The 14,221-nt window shown below is 59.5% G+C and carries 18 protein-coding genes and 1 pseudogene; 14 read left to right on the top strand and 5 right to left on the bottom strand.

Annotated features, from left to right (window positions below; genetic code table 11):
* Window positions 1-53: 53 nt before the first annotated feature.
* Window positions 54-575 (bottom strand): L,D-transpeptidase family protein, encoded by a 522-nt coding sequence (locus EKA13_RS13870; protein WP_065759974.1) that lies wholly within the window; start codon window positions 573-575, stop codon window positions 54-56.
* Between the two features lie 29 nt (window positions 576-604).
* Window positions 605-1,159 carry an NUDIX hydrolase gene (locus EKA13_RS13865; protein ID WP_065759973.1) on the bottom strand — a complete coding sequence of 185 codons (555 nt, stop codon included), beginning with the start codon at window positions 1,157-1,159 and terminating at the stop codon, window positions 605-607.
* Window positions 1,160-1,293: 134 nt separating this feature from the next.
* On the opposite strand from EKA13_RS13865, the gene EKA13_RS13860 reads away from it, so the two are divergent.
* From EKA13_RS13860 to purT, 5 genes are all read left to right on the top strand, one after another.
* Entirely contained in the window at window positions 1,294-1,893 is a 600-nt protein-coding gene (locus EKA13_RS13860) for a CoA pyrophosphatase (RefSeq protein WP_065759972.1), read from the top strand.
* A 40-nt stretch (window positions 1,894-1,933) separates the two neighbouring features.
* Entirely contained in the window at window positions 1,934-2,458 is a 525-nt protein-coding gene (locus EKA13_RS13855) for a gamma carbonic anhydrase family protein (RefSeq protein ID WP_065759971.1), read from the top strand.
* Window positions 2,458-2,670 (top strand): DUF1289 domain-containing protein, encoded by a 213-nt coding sequence (locus tag EKA13_RS13850; RefSeq protein ID WP_065759970.1) that lies wholly within the window; start codon window positions 2,458-2,460, stop codon window positions 2,668-2,670. The genes EKA13_RS13855 and EKA13_RS13850 overlap by 1 nt, the downstream gene beginning before the upstream one ends.
* 52 nt (window positions 2,671-2,722) lie before the next feature.
* Window positions 2,723-3,190 (top strand): VUT family protein, encoded by a 468-nt coding sequence (locus EKA13_RS13845; RefSeq protein ID WP_065759969.1) that lies wholly within the window; start codon window positions 2,723-2,725, stop codon window positions 3,188-3,190.
* 95 nt (window positions 3,191-3,285) lie between these two features.
* Complete coding sequence (gene purT, locus EKA13_RS13840; protein ID WP_065759968.1) at window positions 3,286-4,467, top strand: formate-dependent phosphoribosylglycinamide formyltransferase; 1,182 nt, start codon at window positions 3,286-3,288, stop codon at window positions 4,465-4,467.
* A 48-nt stretch (window positions 4,468-4,515) separates the two neighbouring features.
* Here purT and EKA13_RS28375 read toward each other — a convergent pair.
* The 3 genes and pseudogenes from EKA13_RS28375 to EKA13_RS13830 form a co-directional block, all read right to left on the bottom strand.
* A pseudogene (locus EKA13_RS28375) lies at window positions 4,516-4,596 on the bottom strand (hypothetical protein); the annotation flags it as partial.
* A gap of 33 nt (window positions 4,597-4,629) precedes the next feature.
* Window positions 4,630-5,850 carry a transporter associated domain-containing protein gene (locus EKA13_RS13835; RefSeq protein WP_065759967.1) on the bottom strand — a complete coding sequence of 407 codons (1,221 nt, stop codon included), beginning with the start codon at window positions 5,848-5,850 and terminating at the stop codon, window positions 4,630-4,632.
* Window positions 5,851-5,863: 13 nt separating this feature from the next.
* Complete coding sequence (locus tag EKA13_RS13830; RefSeq protein ID WP_065759966.1) at window positions 5,864-6,676, bottom strand: cytochrome C assembly family protein; 813 nt, start codon at window positions 6,674-6,676, stop codon at window positions 5,864-5,866.
* A gap of 196 nt (window positions 6,677-6,872) precedes the next feature.
* Here EKA13_RS13830 and ffh point away from each other — a divergent pair, with 196 nt between their 5' ends.
* The 9 genes from ffh (at window position 6,873) to EKA13_RS13785 (ending at window position 14,208) form a co-directional block, all read left to right on the top strand.
* A complete protein-coding gene (gene ffh, locus EKA13_RS13825; protein ID WP_065759965.1) occupies window positions 6,873-8,249 on the top strand; it encodes a signal recognition particle protein in 1,377 nt (458 codons plus the stop codon).
* Between the two features lie 245 nt (window positions 8,250-8,494).
* The gene (gene rpsP / locus EKA13_RS13820) at window positions 8,495-8,746 is read left to right on the top strand and encodes a 30S ribosomal protein S16 (RefSeq protein ID WP_065759964.1); all 252 of its coding nucleotides are present in this window, start codon (window positions 8,495-8,497) and stop codon (window positions 8,744-8,746) included.
* A gap of 5 nt (window positions 8,747-8,751) precedes the next feature.
* On the top strand, window positions 8,752-9,288 hold the full coding sequence (rimM, locus tag EKA13_RS13815) for a ribosome maturation factor RimM (RefSeq protein WP_065759963.1): 537 nt from the start codon (window positions 8,752-8,754) through the stop codon (window positions 9,286-9,288).
* A gap of 3 nt (window positions 9,289-9,291) precedes the next feature.
* Window positions 9,292-10,044 carry a tRNA (guanosine(37)-N1)-methyltransferase TrmD gene (gene trmD / locus EKA13_RS13810; protein WP_065759962.1) on the top strand — a complete coding sequence of 251 codons (753 nt, stop codon included), beginning with the start codon at window positions 9,292-9,294 and terminating at the stop codon, window positions 10,042-10,044.
* Between the two features lie 42 nt (window positions 10,045-10,086).
* Window positions 10,087-10,437: a 50S ribosomal protein L19 gene (gene rplS / locus EKA13_RS13805; RefSeq protein WP_065759961.1), complete on the top strand. Its 351-nt coding sequence runs from the start codon at window positions 10,087-10,089 to the stop codon at window positions 10,435-10,437.
* Window positions 10,438-10,531: 94 nt separating this feature from the next.
* Window positions 10,532-10,939 (top strand): acyl-CoA thioesterase, encoded by a 408-nt coding sequence (locus EKA13_RS13800; RefSeq protein WP_065759975.1) that lies wholly within the window; start codon window positions 10,532-10,534, stop codon window positions 10,937-10,939.
* 120 nt (window positions 10,940-11,059) lie between these two features.
* Window positions 11,060-11,956: a site-specific tyrosine recombinase XerD gene (gene xerD, locus EKA13_RS13795; protein ID WP_065759960.1), complete on the top strand. Its 897-nt coding sequence runs from the start codon at window positions 11,060-11,062 to the stop codon at window positions 11,954-11,956.
* Window positions 11,957-12,092: 136 nt separating this feature from the next.
* Window positions 12,093-12,824 carry a thioredoxin fold domain-containing protein gene (locus EKA13_RS13790; protein WP_065759959.1) on the top strand — a complete coding sequence of 244 codons (732 nt, stop codon included), beginning with the start codon at window positions 12,093-12,095 and terminating at the stop codon, window positions 12,822-12,824.
* A gap of 79 nt (window positions 12,825-12,903) precedes the next feature.
* Window positions 12,904-14,208 carry a homoserine dehydrogenase gene (locus EKA13_RS13785; RefSeq protein WP_065759958.1) on the top strand — a complete coding sequence of 435 codons (1,305 nt, stop codon included), beginning with the start codon at window positions 12,904-12,906 and terminating at the stop codon, window positions 14,206-14,208.
* Window positions 14,209-14,221 lie beyond the last annotated feature (13 nt).

The following is a 14,221-nucleotide window of genomic DNA, read 5'->3' as shown; positions in this document are numbered from 1 at the left end:
ATCGATACCGATCGCGGCGTTTTTTATGGGTTCAGTTTACTGTTCTTGCTGCCTCAGGGGCGGATCTCGATCAGGGTGCCGTCCTTGACCAGGCTCCAGACTTCGCGCATGTCAGCGTTCTTCATGGCGATGCAGCCTTCGGTCCAGTCCAGGGTATGGAAGTACCACTCCGGGTACTCGTCATTGAGGGGGGTGCCGTGGATCATGATCATGCCGCCAGGCTCGACACCTTCGCGGCGCGCTCGGGCGGCATCGCTGACGTTCGGGTAGGAGACATGCATGGCCAGGTTGTAGCGATCGCTAACCTTGCGCCAGTCAAGCCAGTACAGGCCTTCCGGGGTGCGTTTGTCACCTTCGCGCTGTTTCGGGCCGTTGGGCTGCTTGCCCAGGGAGATGCGGTAGCTCTTGAATGGTTCGCCAGCGCTGATCAGTTGCAGTTGACGGGCTGATTTGATGACCAGCACTTTCTCGACGGTGCGTTGCTGTGAGACCGGCTTGGTCACGATGGTTTCGGTGAAGGCCGCCTGAGATACCGAGGCCACTGTGAGGCAGAAGAGGGCAAGCAACCAACGCATGAAACAATATCCCTGATAAGTAGCCAGATCTAAGTCGTGAATGACGGGCCGAACAGGGGGGGTAGGCATTCGTTACCGACCGGGAAGCGCTGCTCGACGAGGTCACGATAATAGCATTCTAGGGTACGACTGATGGTGCGGAAAGCCAGCTCATCCCAAGGTATTTCGCTTTTTTCAAACAGCCGTACTTCCAGGCTTTCCTCGCCAATGGCGAAATCCAGATCGCTCAGTTCGGCGCGGAAGAACACGTGTACCTGGTTGATGTGCGGCAGGTCGAACAGTTGGTACAGGCTCATTGGGCCAAGTCGCGCGCAGGCCTCTTCGATGGTCTCGCGGCGAGCGGCCTGTTCGATGGTCTCACCGTTCTCCATGAAACCAGCCGGCAGGGTCCAGTAGCCGCGTCGGGGTTCGATGGCGCGGCGGCACAGCAGTATCTGGCTGCCCCAGATTGGCAGAACGCCGGCGACGATGTTCGGGTTCTGGTAATGAACGGTCTGGCAATGCTCGCACACATAGCGCAGGCGGCTGTCGCCTTCGGGGATGCGCTGAATGACCGGTTTGCCGCAGGCGCTGCAGAAATTCATGATCGGATTATCCTGATGGTTAGGCCTATCTTCGCGCCAGCGTCGGCAGGCCCGCAAGCGGGTTTGCCGCAGGGGGTTGGGCAGGGCAGTGCATTTGGTGCATGATGAGGGGAGTCCTTGAGTTGAGAGAGACCATGCTGGACGAGTTACTTCGCCGAGTGAGTAGTCATACACCGAGTACCCTGGAGACGGATCGACGTTTTCCCGAGGCTGCCGTGTTATTGCCCATCACGCGCAGCGACGAGCCTGAACTGGTCCTCACCTTGCGCGCCAAGGGGCTTTCCACCCATGGTGGTGAAGTAGCCTTCCCGGGTGGTCGACGCGACCCGGAAGACCCCGACCTGATCTTCACCGCCTTGCGCGAGGCCGAGGAGGAAATTGGCCTGCCACCGGGCCTGGTGGAGGTCATCGGCCCGTTAAGCCCATTGATTTCCCTGCACGGCTTGCGCGTCACGCCCTTTGTTGGGGTGATTCCCGACTATGTCGAGTACCGCGCCAACGATGCCGAGATTGCCGCGGTGTTTACTGTGCCGTTGGCGTTCTTTCGTCAGGACCCGCGCGACCATACGCACCGCATCGACTATCAAGGGCGCAGTTGGTATGTGCCCAGCTACCGATTCGGCGAATACAAGATCTGGGGGTTGTCGGCGATCATGATCGTCGAGCTGGTCAATCTGGTTTACGATGCCGGCATCTGCTTGCACAAGCCGCCAGAGCGTTTCATTCCAATCTGAGCGGGCTCAACCGCCATGATCCAATCGTGAGGAACCACGCATGAAATACCGTCTGGGCGACCTGCGGGTCGAAGCTCATCCGCAGAGCTGGGCTGCGCCCACCGCCACGCTGATTGGCAAGGTGCGCCTGCAGGCGGGCGCCAGTGTCTGGTTCGGTGCGGTACTGCGTGGTGACAACGAGCTGATCGACATTGGCGAGAACAGCAACGTTCAGGACGGTACGGTGATGCACACCGACATGGGTTCGCCGCTGACCATCGGCAAGGGCGTGACGATTGGTCACAATGCCATGCTCCATGGCTGCACGGTGGGTGACTACAGCCTGATCGGCATCAACGCCGTAATCCTCAACGGCGTGCGTATCGGCAAGCACTGTATTATCGGCGCCAATGCACTGATTCCCGAAGGCAAGGAGATCCCCGATGGCTCCTTGGTCATGGGCTCGCCGGGCAAGGTCGTGCGCGAGCTGACAGAAGCACAGATGAAAATGCTTGAAGCCAGCGCGGCCCACTACGTTCACAACGCACAGCGTTATGCCCGTGATCTGGCTGAGCAGGAGGCATGATGGTCAGCCCGGAGCGCCCGGTGGCGTCACCTTGTGTCAACGTGTGCGCACTGGACGAGCAGGATATCTGTACTGGTTGTCAGCGTACCGCCAGTGAAATCACGCGCTGGGGGCGCATGGACAACAGTGAGCGACGCAAGGTGCTTTTGTTGTGCCACGAGCGCGCACTGGCCGCGGGTTTGATACTGTCGACGGCCCAGCCATCGGCTTGAGCCTTACCGGGGCGGTCAAGTATTCTGTGCGGCTTGCCCTTCGGTTGCCCCTATGTTCTTTCTGATTGCTTACATCAGCAGTGTCGTGCTGATCAACTACGCTTTTTCCAGCGCCCCGCACCTGGACATCATCTGGTCTGCCTGGGGTGGTCTGGTGTTTATCCTGCGCGATATGGTGCAAACCCGCTTTGGGCATGGCGCTCTGATCGCCATGCTGGCAGCCCTGGTACTGTCCTACCTGACCTCCGAACCGGCCATCGCCCTGGCCAGCGCCACGGCCTTTGCGGTCTCCGAGTGCATCGACTGGCTGGTCTTCAGTATCACCAAGCGGCCCTTGCATGACCGCCTCTGGCTCAGCTCGGCACTGAGCATTCCGCTGGACACCTTTATCTTCTTCGGCATGATCGGTGCGCTGACGCCTGCGGTAGTCGGTACTGCATTGGGCTCCAAATTTGCCGGTGTGACGGTGGTCTGGCTGGCGATGGCCTGGCGCGCGCGGAAAAACGCTTACGCCAGCTGAGGCTTAGATGACCGGTTCATGTAAAATGTGCTCCCTATTACCGGGTTGCACCGAGCGCGGGGCGGCCCTGGACTCCTTCCTTTTGAGGACCTGAGATGACCCGTATCGGAACCCCATTGTCGCCGACCGCGACCCGCGTACTGCTGTGTGGCTGCGGCGAGCTGGGCAAGGAAGTGGTAATCGAGCTGCAACGCCTGGGTGTTGAAGTGATTGCCGTGGACCGTTACGCCGATGCGCCGGCCATGCAGGTGGCGCACCGTAGTCATGTGATCAACATGCTCGATGGTGTTGCCCTGCGCGCTGTGATCGAGGCCGAGAAGCCGCACTACATCGTTCCGGAAATTGAAGCCATTGCCACCGCGACCCTGGTCGAGCTGGAAGCTGAAGGCTTTACCGTGGTGCCGACAGCCCGTGCTGCGCAATTGACCATGAACCGTGAAGGCATCCGTCGTCTGGCCGCTGAAGAGCTCGATCTGCCGACCTCGCCGTATCATTTTGCCGACACCTTCGAAGACTATCGCAAGGCTGTTGAAGACCTGGGCTTCCCGTGCGTGGTCAAGCCGGTGATGAGCTCTTCGGGCAAGGGTCAAAGCCTGCTCAAGAGCGCCGATGACCTGCAGAAGGCCTGGGACTACGCTCAAGAGGGCGGTCGTGCCGGCAAGGGGCGGGTGATTATCGAGGGCTTCATTGACTTCGACTACGAAATCACCTTGCTGACCGTGCGACACATTGGCGGTACGACGTTCTGCGCACCTGTCGGCCATCGTCAGGAAAAGGGCGATTATCAGGAGTCCTGGCAGCCGCAGGCCATGAGCCCGGTGGCACTGGCTGAGTCCGAGCGCGTGGCCAAGGCCGTTACTGAGGCCCTGGGCGGGCGTGGTCTGTTCGGTGTCGAACTGTTCGTCAAAGGCGATCAGGTGTGGTTCAGCGAAGTATCGCCGCGCCCGCATGATACCGGTCTGGTTACCCTGATTTCCCAGGACCTGTCGCAGTTCGCCCTGCATGCGCGTGCCATTCTTGGCCTGCCAATCCCGTTGATTCGTCAGTTTGGCCCGTCGGCGTCGGCGGTCATTCTGGTTGAGGGGCAGTCGCAGCAGACCGCATTTGCCAATCTGGGCGCCGCGCTGAGCGAGCCGGATACCGCGCTGCGTCTGTTTGGCAAACCGGAGGTGAATGGTCAGCGCCGCATGGGTGTGTGCCTGGCGCGTGACGAGTCGATCGAGGCCGCCCGGGCCAAGGCGACCCGCGCTTCGCAAGCGGTCAAGGTTGAGTTGTAAGGTTTAAGCACCCTCGGAGGCAAGCCTGATTCCTGCTGGAGGCAGGCTTGCTACCGATGCGCCGACGATGCCACCCAGGTTATAGGCTGCCGAAGCGCCGGTGTAGCGCACAGGGGGCGGGATCAGCTCAGTGCGCTATGGGTAAGCGTGCATCGAGTACCGCTAACGGGTTACTGTCCAGACCAGCACGCGACTGGCGCAATTGTCCTCGGTTTCGAGGATTTCCATGCGATATCGGCCTATTTTCAGGCATACAGCGCTTTCGGGGATGCTTTCCAGGGCCTCGGTAACCAGCCCGTTGAGCGTTTTGGGCCCATCGCTGGGCAGGTGCCAGCCGAGGCAGCGGTTCAGTTCGCGCAACGAAGCAGCGCCTTCGATGACAAAACGGCCGTCGGCCTGCGGATGGATATGCGGGTTGTCCAGGCTGTGTTCATCCTCAAACTCGCCGACGATCTCTTCGAGGATGTCCTCCAGGGTGACGATGCCCAGCACTTCACCATATTCGTCGACCACCACGCCGAGGCGGCGCTGCTGTTTGTGGAAATTCAGCAACTGCAACTGCAGGGGCGTGCTTTCGGGGACGAAGTACGGTTCGTAGCAGGTTGCCAGCAAGATTTCCTTGGTCAGTTCGCCCTTGGGTAGCAGGTGGCTGATCTGCCGGGTGTTGAGTACTGCTTCGACCTGGTTGATGTCGCTGTGGAACACCGGCAGGCGCGTGTGGCGGCTGATGATCAGCTGTTCGATGATGGTTTCGATCGAATCATCCAGGTTAATGCCGTCCACGTCGTTGCGCGGCACCAGGATGTCGTTGACCGTCACCTTGTCCAGGGTCTGCAGGCTATGGAGCAGCGGGGCTTTGTGGTGGCTGTGGTCCAGTGCGGCGTCCTGCTCGCTGTGCGTATCCTGCTCGTTGTTGTCGTGCTGGCTGACCGTATTGGCCTTCAGGGCAAAGGGGCGTATCAGCAGGCGGGCAATACCATCGAACAGGCAGGCCAGTGGTTGAATGGCGTGCAGTGGGTACTTGAGCAGGCTGTTGCCGAGGCCAACGATTGCCTCTGGGCAGCGTCGCGCCAGCCGGCGAGGCATGTACTCGGCGAACACCAGCAGGGCTGCGGCTGCGGCGCCTGCGCCTGCCCAGAAGCCGGTATCGCCCATGCAGCGCAGGCCAAGCAGCACGGCCAGGGCAAACACCAGCAGTTTGCCGAGGCTGGCGCAGAGGATCAGGGCGGACAAGGGCAATTCGAGCAGGGGCCGCTCGCCTTGCTGACCGTTGCGCCGCTGCAGCATCTGCTGTCGGGCCGCGTCCACTGTGGCGAAGAGTGCCGACCATATCAGTGCCAGCGCCAGTGCGCCGAGCAGAGGGCCTAGTGGCAGGTTGTCCATAGGTGGCGGCCTGTCAGATATGCAGGATGAATTCGCGTACCAGCTTGCTGCCGAAATAGGCCAGCATCAGCAGGCAGAAACCGGCCAGGGTCCAGCGGATCGCCTTGTGCCCGCGCCAGCCAAGGCGGTTGCGTCCCCAGAGCAGCACGCTGAACACGATCCAGGCCAGGCAGGCCAGTAGCGTTTTATGCACCAGGTGTTGGGCAAAGAGGTTCTCGACGAACAGCCAGCCGGAGATCAGCGAGAGCGACAGCAGCCCCCAGCCGGCCCAGAGAAAGCCAAACAGCAGGCTTTCCATGGTTTGGAGGGGTGGGAAGTTCTTGATCAGGCCAGAAGGGTGCTTGTGCTTGAGTTGGTGGTCCTGCAGCAGTAACAGCAGCGCCTGGAATACGGCGATGGTGAACATGCCATAGGCCAGGATCGACAGCAGGATATGCGCGAGGATGCCAGGTTCTTCATTGATCAGCGGCGGCGTGCCGGCAGGTGCGAACTGCGCACTCAAGGCGGTGACCAGCCCGAGTGGGAACAGTAACACCAGCAGGTTTTCCACCGGGATGCGCAGGCAGGCGACCAGCGTCAAGGTGATCACCGCCGTCGCGATCAGGCTGGCGGCGCTGAAAAAATCCAGGCTCAAGCCCAGTGGCGTCAGCAGTTGGCAGTACAGTGCGGTGCCTTGTGCGGCAACGGCAAAGCAGCCTAGCAGGCTGAGCAGGCGTTTGTTGGCCTTGGTGCCCTGTGCGAGGCGTGTACCGTGATAGAGGGTCGCGGCGGCGTAGAGGCAGGCGGCGATCAGATTGGGTAGCAGACTGGGTGACAAGGGGAGCATAAGTCCTGTTAGGCAAGCCCGAAAGAAACTGAGTTTGGCATAGAACGCGTGCACCAAGGAAGACTGCAAGCCGACGGCCTGGTGTGCTTAGTGCTCAGTCTTCGTTATAATCGTCGGCCTGCCTTCGCCCTAGGCTGGCCGAGCGCGCCAGAGGCAGCTGATAAACCTCGGTTCAACAGAGCCTGAAAGGATCCCCATGTTTGAAAACTTGACCGACCGTCTGTCACAGACGCTGCGCCATGTCACCGGCAAAGCCAAACTGACCGAAGACAACATCAAAGACACCCTGCGTGAAGTGCGCATGGCGTTGCTCGAGGCCGACGTCGCCCTGCCGGTGGTCAAGGATTTCGTCAACAAGGTCAAGGAACGTGCGGTCGGCACTGAAGTGTCGCGCAGCCTGACACCAGGCCAGGCGTTCGTGAAGATCGTCCAGGCCGAGCTTGAAGGCCTGATGGGGGCGGCCAACGAAGACCTGGCGCTCAATGCCGCCCCGCCCGCCGTAGTTCTGATGGCCGGCTTGCAGGGTGCGGGTAAAACCACCACCGCCGGCAAGCTGGCGCGCTTCCTTAAAGAGCGCAAGAAAAAGACTGTGATGGTGGTGTCTGCCGACGTCTACCGTCCTGCGGCAATCAAGCAGCTGGAAACCCTGGCCAACGATATCGGCGTGACGTTCTTTCCGTCGGATATCAGCCAGAAGCCGGTAGCTATCGCTGAAGCGGCAATTCGCGAAGCCAAGCTGAAGTTCATCGACGTGGTGATCGTCGATACCGCCGGTCGCCTGCACGTCGACGCCGAGATGATGGCCGAGATCAAGCAGCTGCACGCCGCGGTCAAGCCGATCGAGACCCTGTTCGTGGTTGATGCTATGACCGGTCAGGATGCGGCGAACACGGCCAAGGCCTTCGGTGATGCGCTGCCCCTGACCGGTGTGGTGCTGACCAAGGTCGACGGCGATGCCCGTGGTGGTGCTGCACTGTCGGTGCGTGCGATTACCGGCAAGCCGATCAAATTCATCGGTATGGGCGAGAAGACCGAAGCCCTCGAGCCCTTCCACCCAGACCGTATCGCCTCGCGAATCCTGGGTATGGGTGACGTGCTCAGCCTGATCGAGCAGGCCGAGCAGACCCTCGACAAGGAAAAGGCCGACAAGCTGGCCAAGAAGCTGAAGAAGGGCAAGGGCTTCGACCTCGAAGACTTCCGTGACCAGCTCCAGCAAATGAAGAACATGGGCGGCCTCGGCGGCCTGATGGACAAGCTGCCAAGCATCGGTGGGGTCAACCTGGCGCAGATGGGCAGTGCCCAGGGCGCGGCCGAGAAGCAGTTCAAGCAGATGGAAGCGATCATCAACTCGATGACTCCGGCCGAGCGCCGTGACCCCGAGATGATCAGCGGTTCGCGCAAGCGCCGCATCGCCATCGGTTCCGGTACCCAGGTGCAGGACATCGGTCGCTTGATCAAGCAGCACAAGCAAATGCAGAAAATGATGAAGAAGTTCTCCGCCAAAGGCGGTATGGCGAAAATGATGCGTGGCCTGGGCGGCATGATGCCAGGCGGCGGCATGCCGAAGCTGTAACCTCAAATTCAAGGCGTCGGTCGGGCCTGTTAGGCCTGTACTGATGCACTGGGTTCCGCCATTGGCGGATACAAACGCCGCTGTCAGCAGCGGCACAACTGGCAAATCTGCAAGGCGCCCCTGGGGTCGCCGGAAAAAGGCATTTGCAAAAGTCCGTATATTCCTTGAGAATATGCGGCCTTTCGGGCACCCGTGCCCGCTGTGCATTACAGATTTGCAGCACCGACTACAGGAATGATGTTCACATGGTAACCATCCGTCTTGCCCGTGGCGGCTCCAAAAAGCGCCCGTTCTACCACCTCACCGTGACCAACAGCCGCAATGCGCGCGACGGTCGTTTCGTTGAGCGTATTGGCTTCTTCAACCCGGTTGCTGCCGGTGGTGAAGTTCGTCTGTCCGTGAACCAAGAGCGCGCCACCTACTGGCTGAGCCAAGGTGCACAGCCGTCTGAGCGTGTTGCTCAGCTGCTGAAGGACGCTGCTAAGGCTGCTGCCTGAGCAGTATGAACGCGACGCCAGAAAGTGCTGATGACCTGATCGTTGTTGGCAAGATTTTTTCGGTTCACGGCGTTCGCGGCGAGGTGAAGGTTTATTCCTTTACCGATCCGATTGAAAACCTGTTGTCGTACCGTAACTGGACGCTTTGTCGTGATGGTTCGGTAAAACAGGTAGAGCTGGTCAGTGGCCGTTCCACTCAAAAGGACCTGGTCGCGAAGCTCAAGGGGCTCGATGATCGTGATGAGGCGCGTCTTCTGAGCGGTTACGAGATTTGCATCTCACGTAGCCTTTTGCCCAACCTGACCAACGGCGAGTACTACTGGTACCAGCTGGTGGGTCTGAAAGTTATCGACCAACTCGGGCAACTGTTCGGGAAGATCGATCACCTGTTGGAGACCGGCGCGAACGATGTAATGGTGGTCAAGCCCTGTGCTGGCAGCCTGGATGATCGCGAGCGGTTGTTGCCCTATACAGAGCAATGCGTGCTGGCTATCGACCTGGGTGCAGGTGAAATGAGGGTGGATTGGGACGCGGATTTCTAAGCAATGGCGAGCCTGCGCGTAGAAGTCATCACGTTGTTCCCCGAGATGTTCTCGGCCATCAGTGAGTACGGCATTACCAGCCGCGCGGTGAAACAGGGGTTGTTGCAACTGACCTGCTGGAACCCGCGGGACTACACCACAGATCGTCACCATACGGTGGATGATCGGCCGTTTGGCGGTGGTCCGGGGATGGTAATGAAGATCAAGCCTCTGGAAGATGCCTTGGTGAATGCCAGGCAGGCAACCGGGGGGGCGGCGAAGGTTATTTACCTGTCGCCACAAGGCCGCAGGCTGACTCAGTCGGCGGTTAAAGACCTGGCCAAGTCTGAATCGTTGATTCTGATTGCCGGTCGTTATGAAGGCATTGACGAGCGTTTTATTGAAGCTCATGTCGATGAAGAGTGGTCGATTGGTGACTATGTCCTGTCTGGCGGCGAGCTGCCGGCGATGGTACTGATCGATGCGGTTACGCGGCTGCTGCCCGGAGCTTTAGGGCATGCGGACTCGGCGGAGGAAGACTCCTTCACCGATGGTCTGCTTGATTGCCCGCATTACACCCGTCCGGAGGTGTATGCGGATCAGCGTGTTCCCGACGTGTTGCTAAGTGGCAACCATGCACACATCCGGCGATGGCGTTTACAGCAGTCCCTTGGGCGGACCTATGAACGACGCGCCGATCTTCTGGAAAGTCGCTCACTTTCTGGAGAAGAGAAGAAGCTGCTCGAGGAGTATCTCCGCGGGCGGGACGATAGTTAACGTATCGATGGTAGATCCGACGATTTACCTTAGGAGCACAGCATGACCAACAAAATCATTCAGCAGATCGAAGCTGAGCAGATGACCAAAGAGATCCCGACCTTTGCCCCGGGCGACACCATCGTCGTTCAGGTGAAAGTGAAGGAAGGTGATCGCGCTCGTCTGCAGGCTTTCGAAGGCGTTGTTATCGCCAAGCGTAACCGTGGTCTGAACAGTGCTTTCACTGTTCGCAAGATCTCCAACGGTGTTGGCGTTGAGCGTACTTTCCAGACCTACAGCCCGCAAATCGACAGCCTGGCCGTGAAACGTCGTGGTGACGTGCGTAAAGCCAAGCTGTACTACCTGCGCGACCTGTCCGGTAAAGCCGCTCGCATCAAGGAAAAACTGGCTTAAGTCCAGTTTGACCGGCGGCTGCGGCCGCCATGCGAAAAAAGCAGCCTTCGGGCTGCTTTTTTGTTGCCCGAAATTTTTCCAAGATGTGATGTTGATGAGTAGTAGAGAGCAGGAAATCGAGCGTCGTACCGAATTGTCGGTGACCCGTGTAACCAAGGCGGTATTCCCGTCGACCACCAACCACCACAACACCTTGTTTGGTGGCACCGCGCTGGCCTGGATGGATGAAGTGTCGTTCATCGCGGCCACGCGTTTTTGCCGGTTGCCGCTGGTTACCGTCTCCACTGACCGTATCGATTTCAAGCACCCGATCGCGGCGGGTTCGATTGTTGAGTTGGTGGGGCGAGTGGTCAAGGTGGGTAACACCAGCCTCAAGGTTGAAGTTGAAGTCTTTGTCGAGAGCATGACCTGCGATGGGCGTGAAAAGGCTATCCATGGCCTGTTCAGCTTTGTTGCGATAGACGAGGAGAAGCGCCCGGTTCCTGTGCTGCCAGGGTTCTAGTTGAGGCCTGGGTGTGCAGGCTGACGCGTGCAGCGTTTGTTCATTCGGGTTTCCCAGGCTGGCAGTGTTATGGAAGACTAAAGGCATTACGTTGTTTCGTTTGCCTGCCATCGAGTTCACATGCCCGCTCTAGAACACCCGCTGATTGACCAGTTCCTCGATGCCCTGTGGTTGGAAAAGGGCCTGGCCGACAATACCCGTGAGTCCTATCGAAGCGACCTGGCCTTGTTTAACGGCTGGCTTCAGGAAAAAGGCATTGCGTTGCCTGACGCTGGCCGAGAGTTGATTCTCGATCATTTGGCCTGGCGCCTCGATCAGGCTTACAAGCCGCGTTCGACAGCGCGGTTTCTATCGGGCTTGCGTGGCTTCTACCGTTACCTGTTGCGGGAGAAGCTGATCGCTACCGACCCTACATTGTTGGTGGAGATGCCACAGTTGGGCAGGCCGTTGCCCAAGTCGCTATCGGAAGCTGATGTCGAAGCCCTGCTGAAGGCACCCGACCTCAGCCAGCCTATTGGCCAGCGTGACCGTGCCATGCTCGAAGTGCTGTATGCCTGTGGTTTGCGGGTGACCGAGCTGGTCAGCCTGACCCTTGACCAGGTCAACCTGCGTCAGGGGGTATTGCGGGTGATGGGCAAGGGCAGCAAGGAGCGCCTGGTGCCGATGGGGGAGGAGGCGGTGGTGTGGGTCGAGCGGTTTTTGCGTAATGGCCGCAATGAGCTGCTGGGTGAGCGTCCTAGCGATGTGCTGTTTCCGAGTCAGCGCGGAGAGCAGATGACCCGCCAGACGTTCTGGCATCGGATCAAGCACCAGGCGCTGGTCGCCGGGATCGACAAGGCATTGTCACCGCATACCTTGCGCCATGCGTTTGCCACCCATTTGCTCAATCACGGTGCAGACCTGCGCGTAGTGCAGATGCTGTTGGGGCATAGCGACCTGTCGACCACGCAAATCTATACCCACGTGGCCAGGGCACGCTTGCAGGAACTGCATGCACAGCATCACCCGCGGGGGTGAGGGCATATGTCGTACACAGTCGGAGTGGCGCGGCTTCTGTGGTAGGCTTGGACGGTTTAGCTTTTCAGGCGATGGTCCCGCGTGTTTCCAGCACGGTCTGGCTGTCCAGAGCCCTTGTCCGCCTTCAGGAGTTCCCATGCGCGTGACCCAGATTTTTGCCGCCGCCGCACTGGCGTTGGTCAGTACCTTTGCCGCGGCTGCCGATGAGGCCGAGCAGACCATTCGCAAGACCCTGCAGTCGCTTGAGCTGGATGTACCAGTGGAGAGCGTTGCGGCCAGCCCGCTCAATGGCCTGTATGAGGTCAAGCTCAAGGGCGGCCGCGTGCTCTACGCCAGTGCTGATGGCCAGTTTGTCATGCAGGGCTACCTGTTTCAGATCCAGGACGGCAAGCCGGTCAACCTGACCGAGAAAGCCGAGCGCCAGGCAATCGCCAAGACCATCAACGGCATTCCAGCCGGAGAAATGGTGGTTTATCCTGCGGTTGGCCAAGCCAAGTCGCACATTACCGTTTTTACCGACACCACCTGCCCGTACTGCCACAAGCTGCACGCCGAAGTGCCTGAGCTGAACAAGCGCGGCATTGAAGTGCGTTATGTTGCCTTCCCGCGTCAGGGCCTTGGCTCACCGGGCGATGAGCAGTTGCAGGCGGTCTGGTGTTCCAGCGACCGCAAGGGCGCACTGGACAAGATGATCGACGGCAAGGAAATCAAGGCGGCCAAGTGCGCCAACCCGGTCAGCAAGCAGTTCCAGCTGGGTCAGTCGATCGGCGTCAACGGTACACCAGCCATCGTGCTGGAGAATGGTCAGGTGATTCCAGGTTACCAACCAGCTGCGCAAGTGGCCAAGCTGGCGTTGGCCGACAAGTAATTCAATCGCGAGCCGCGACCTGAGGTCGTGGCTGTTTTCACGACCGGCCTCATGCCGGTCGTTTAATGGGGAGTTCACAGTGAAACCGGTCAAAGTAGGCATCTGTGGGTTGGGGACCGTCGGTGGCGGTACCTTCAATGTACTTCAGCGTAACGCCGAGGAGATTGCCCGCCGCGCCGGGCGTGGAATCGAAGTGGCACAAATTGCCATGCGTTCGCAAAACCCGAATTGCCAGATTACCGGTACCCCCATTACCGCTGACGTGTTCGAGGTCGCGAGCAACCCTGAGATTGATATCGTCATCGAGTTGATCGGCGGTTACACCATCGCCCGCGATCTGGTGCTCAAGGCCATCGAGAATGGCAAGCACGTGGTCACTGCGAACAAGGCGCTGATCGCAGTGCATGGCAACGAAATTTTCGCCAAGGCCCGCGAGAAGGGCGTTATCGTCGCCTTCGAAGCTGCCGTTGCAGGCGGCATTCCGGTGATCAAGGCGATTCGCGAAGGCCTCTCGGCCAACCGCATCAACTGGGTTGCCGGGATCATCAACGGCACCGGTAACTTCATCCTCACCGAAATGCGCGAGAAAGGCCGTGCATTCCCTGATGTGCTGGCCGAAGCCCAGGCATTGGGCTACGCCGAAGCCGATCCGACCTTCGACGTCGAAGGTATCGACGCGGCGCACAAGCTGACCATTCTGGCGTCCATCGCCTTTGGTATTCCGCTGCAGTTCGACAAGGCCTATACCGAAGGCATCACCAAGTTGACCACGGCTGACGTCAACTACGCCGAGGCACTGGGCTATCGCATCAAGCACCTGGGCGTGGCCCGCAGCACTGCCAATGGTATCGAGCTGCGCGTCCATCCGACCCTGATTCCGTCGGACCGCCTGATCGCCAATGTCAACGGCGTGATGAACGCTGTGATGGTCAATGGCGATGCGTCGGGTTCGACCTTGTTCTACGGCGCGGGTGCCGGCATGGAGCCGACCGCCTCCTCGGTTATTGCCGACCTGGTGGACGTGGTTCGTGCCATGACCTCGGACCCGGAAAACCGTGTGCCGCACCTGGCGTTCCAGCCAGACTCGCTGTCTGCTCACCCGATTCTGCCAATCGAAGCCTGCGAAAGTGCTTACTACTTGCGTATTCAGGCCAAGGATCATCCGGGCGTGCTGGCCCAGGTGGCGAGCATCCTTTCGGAGCGCGGTATCAATATCGAATCGATCATGCAGAAGGAAGTCGAGGAACACGACGGCCTGGTACCGATGATCCTGCTGACTCACCGAGTGCTCGAGCAGCGTATGAACGACGCCATCACCGCGCTGGAAGCCCTGCAGGATGTCGTGGGCAACGTGGTGCGTATTCGCGTCGAACAACTGAACTGAGCAGTCTTTGCGT

Origin of the sequence: Pseudomonas defluvii, assembly GCF_001695625.1 — a bacterium.
Lineage (GTDB): Bacteria > Pseudomonadota > Gammaproteobacteria > Pseudomonadales > Pseudomonadaceae > Aquipseudomonas > Aquipseudomonas defluvii.
The sequence above is the reverse complement of the archived record's forward strand: the minus strand, read 5'-3'. Positions and strand labels throughout refer to the sequence as shown.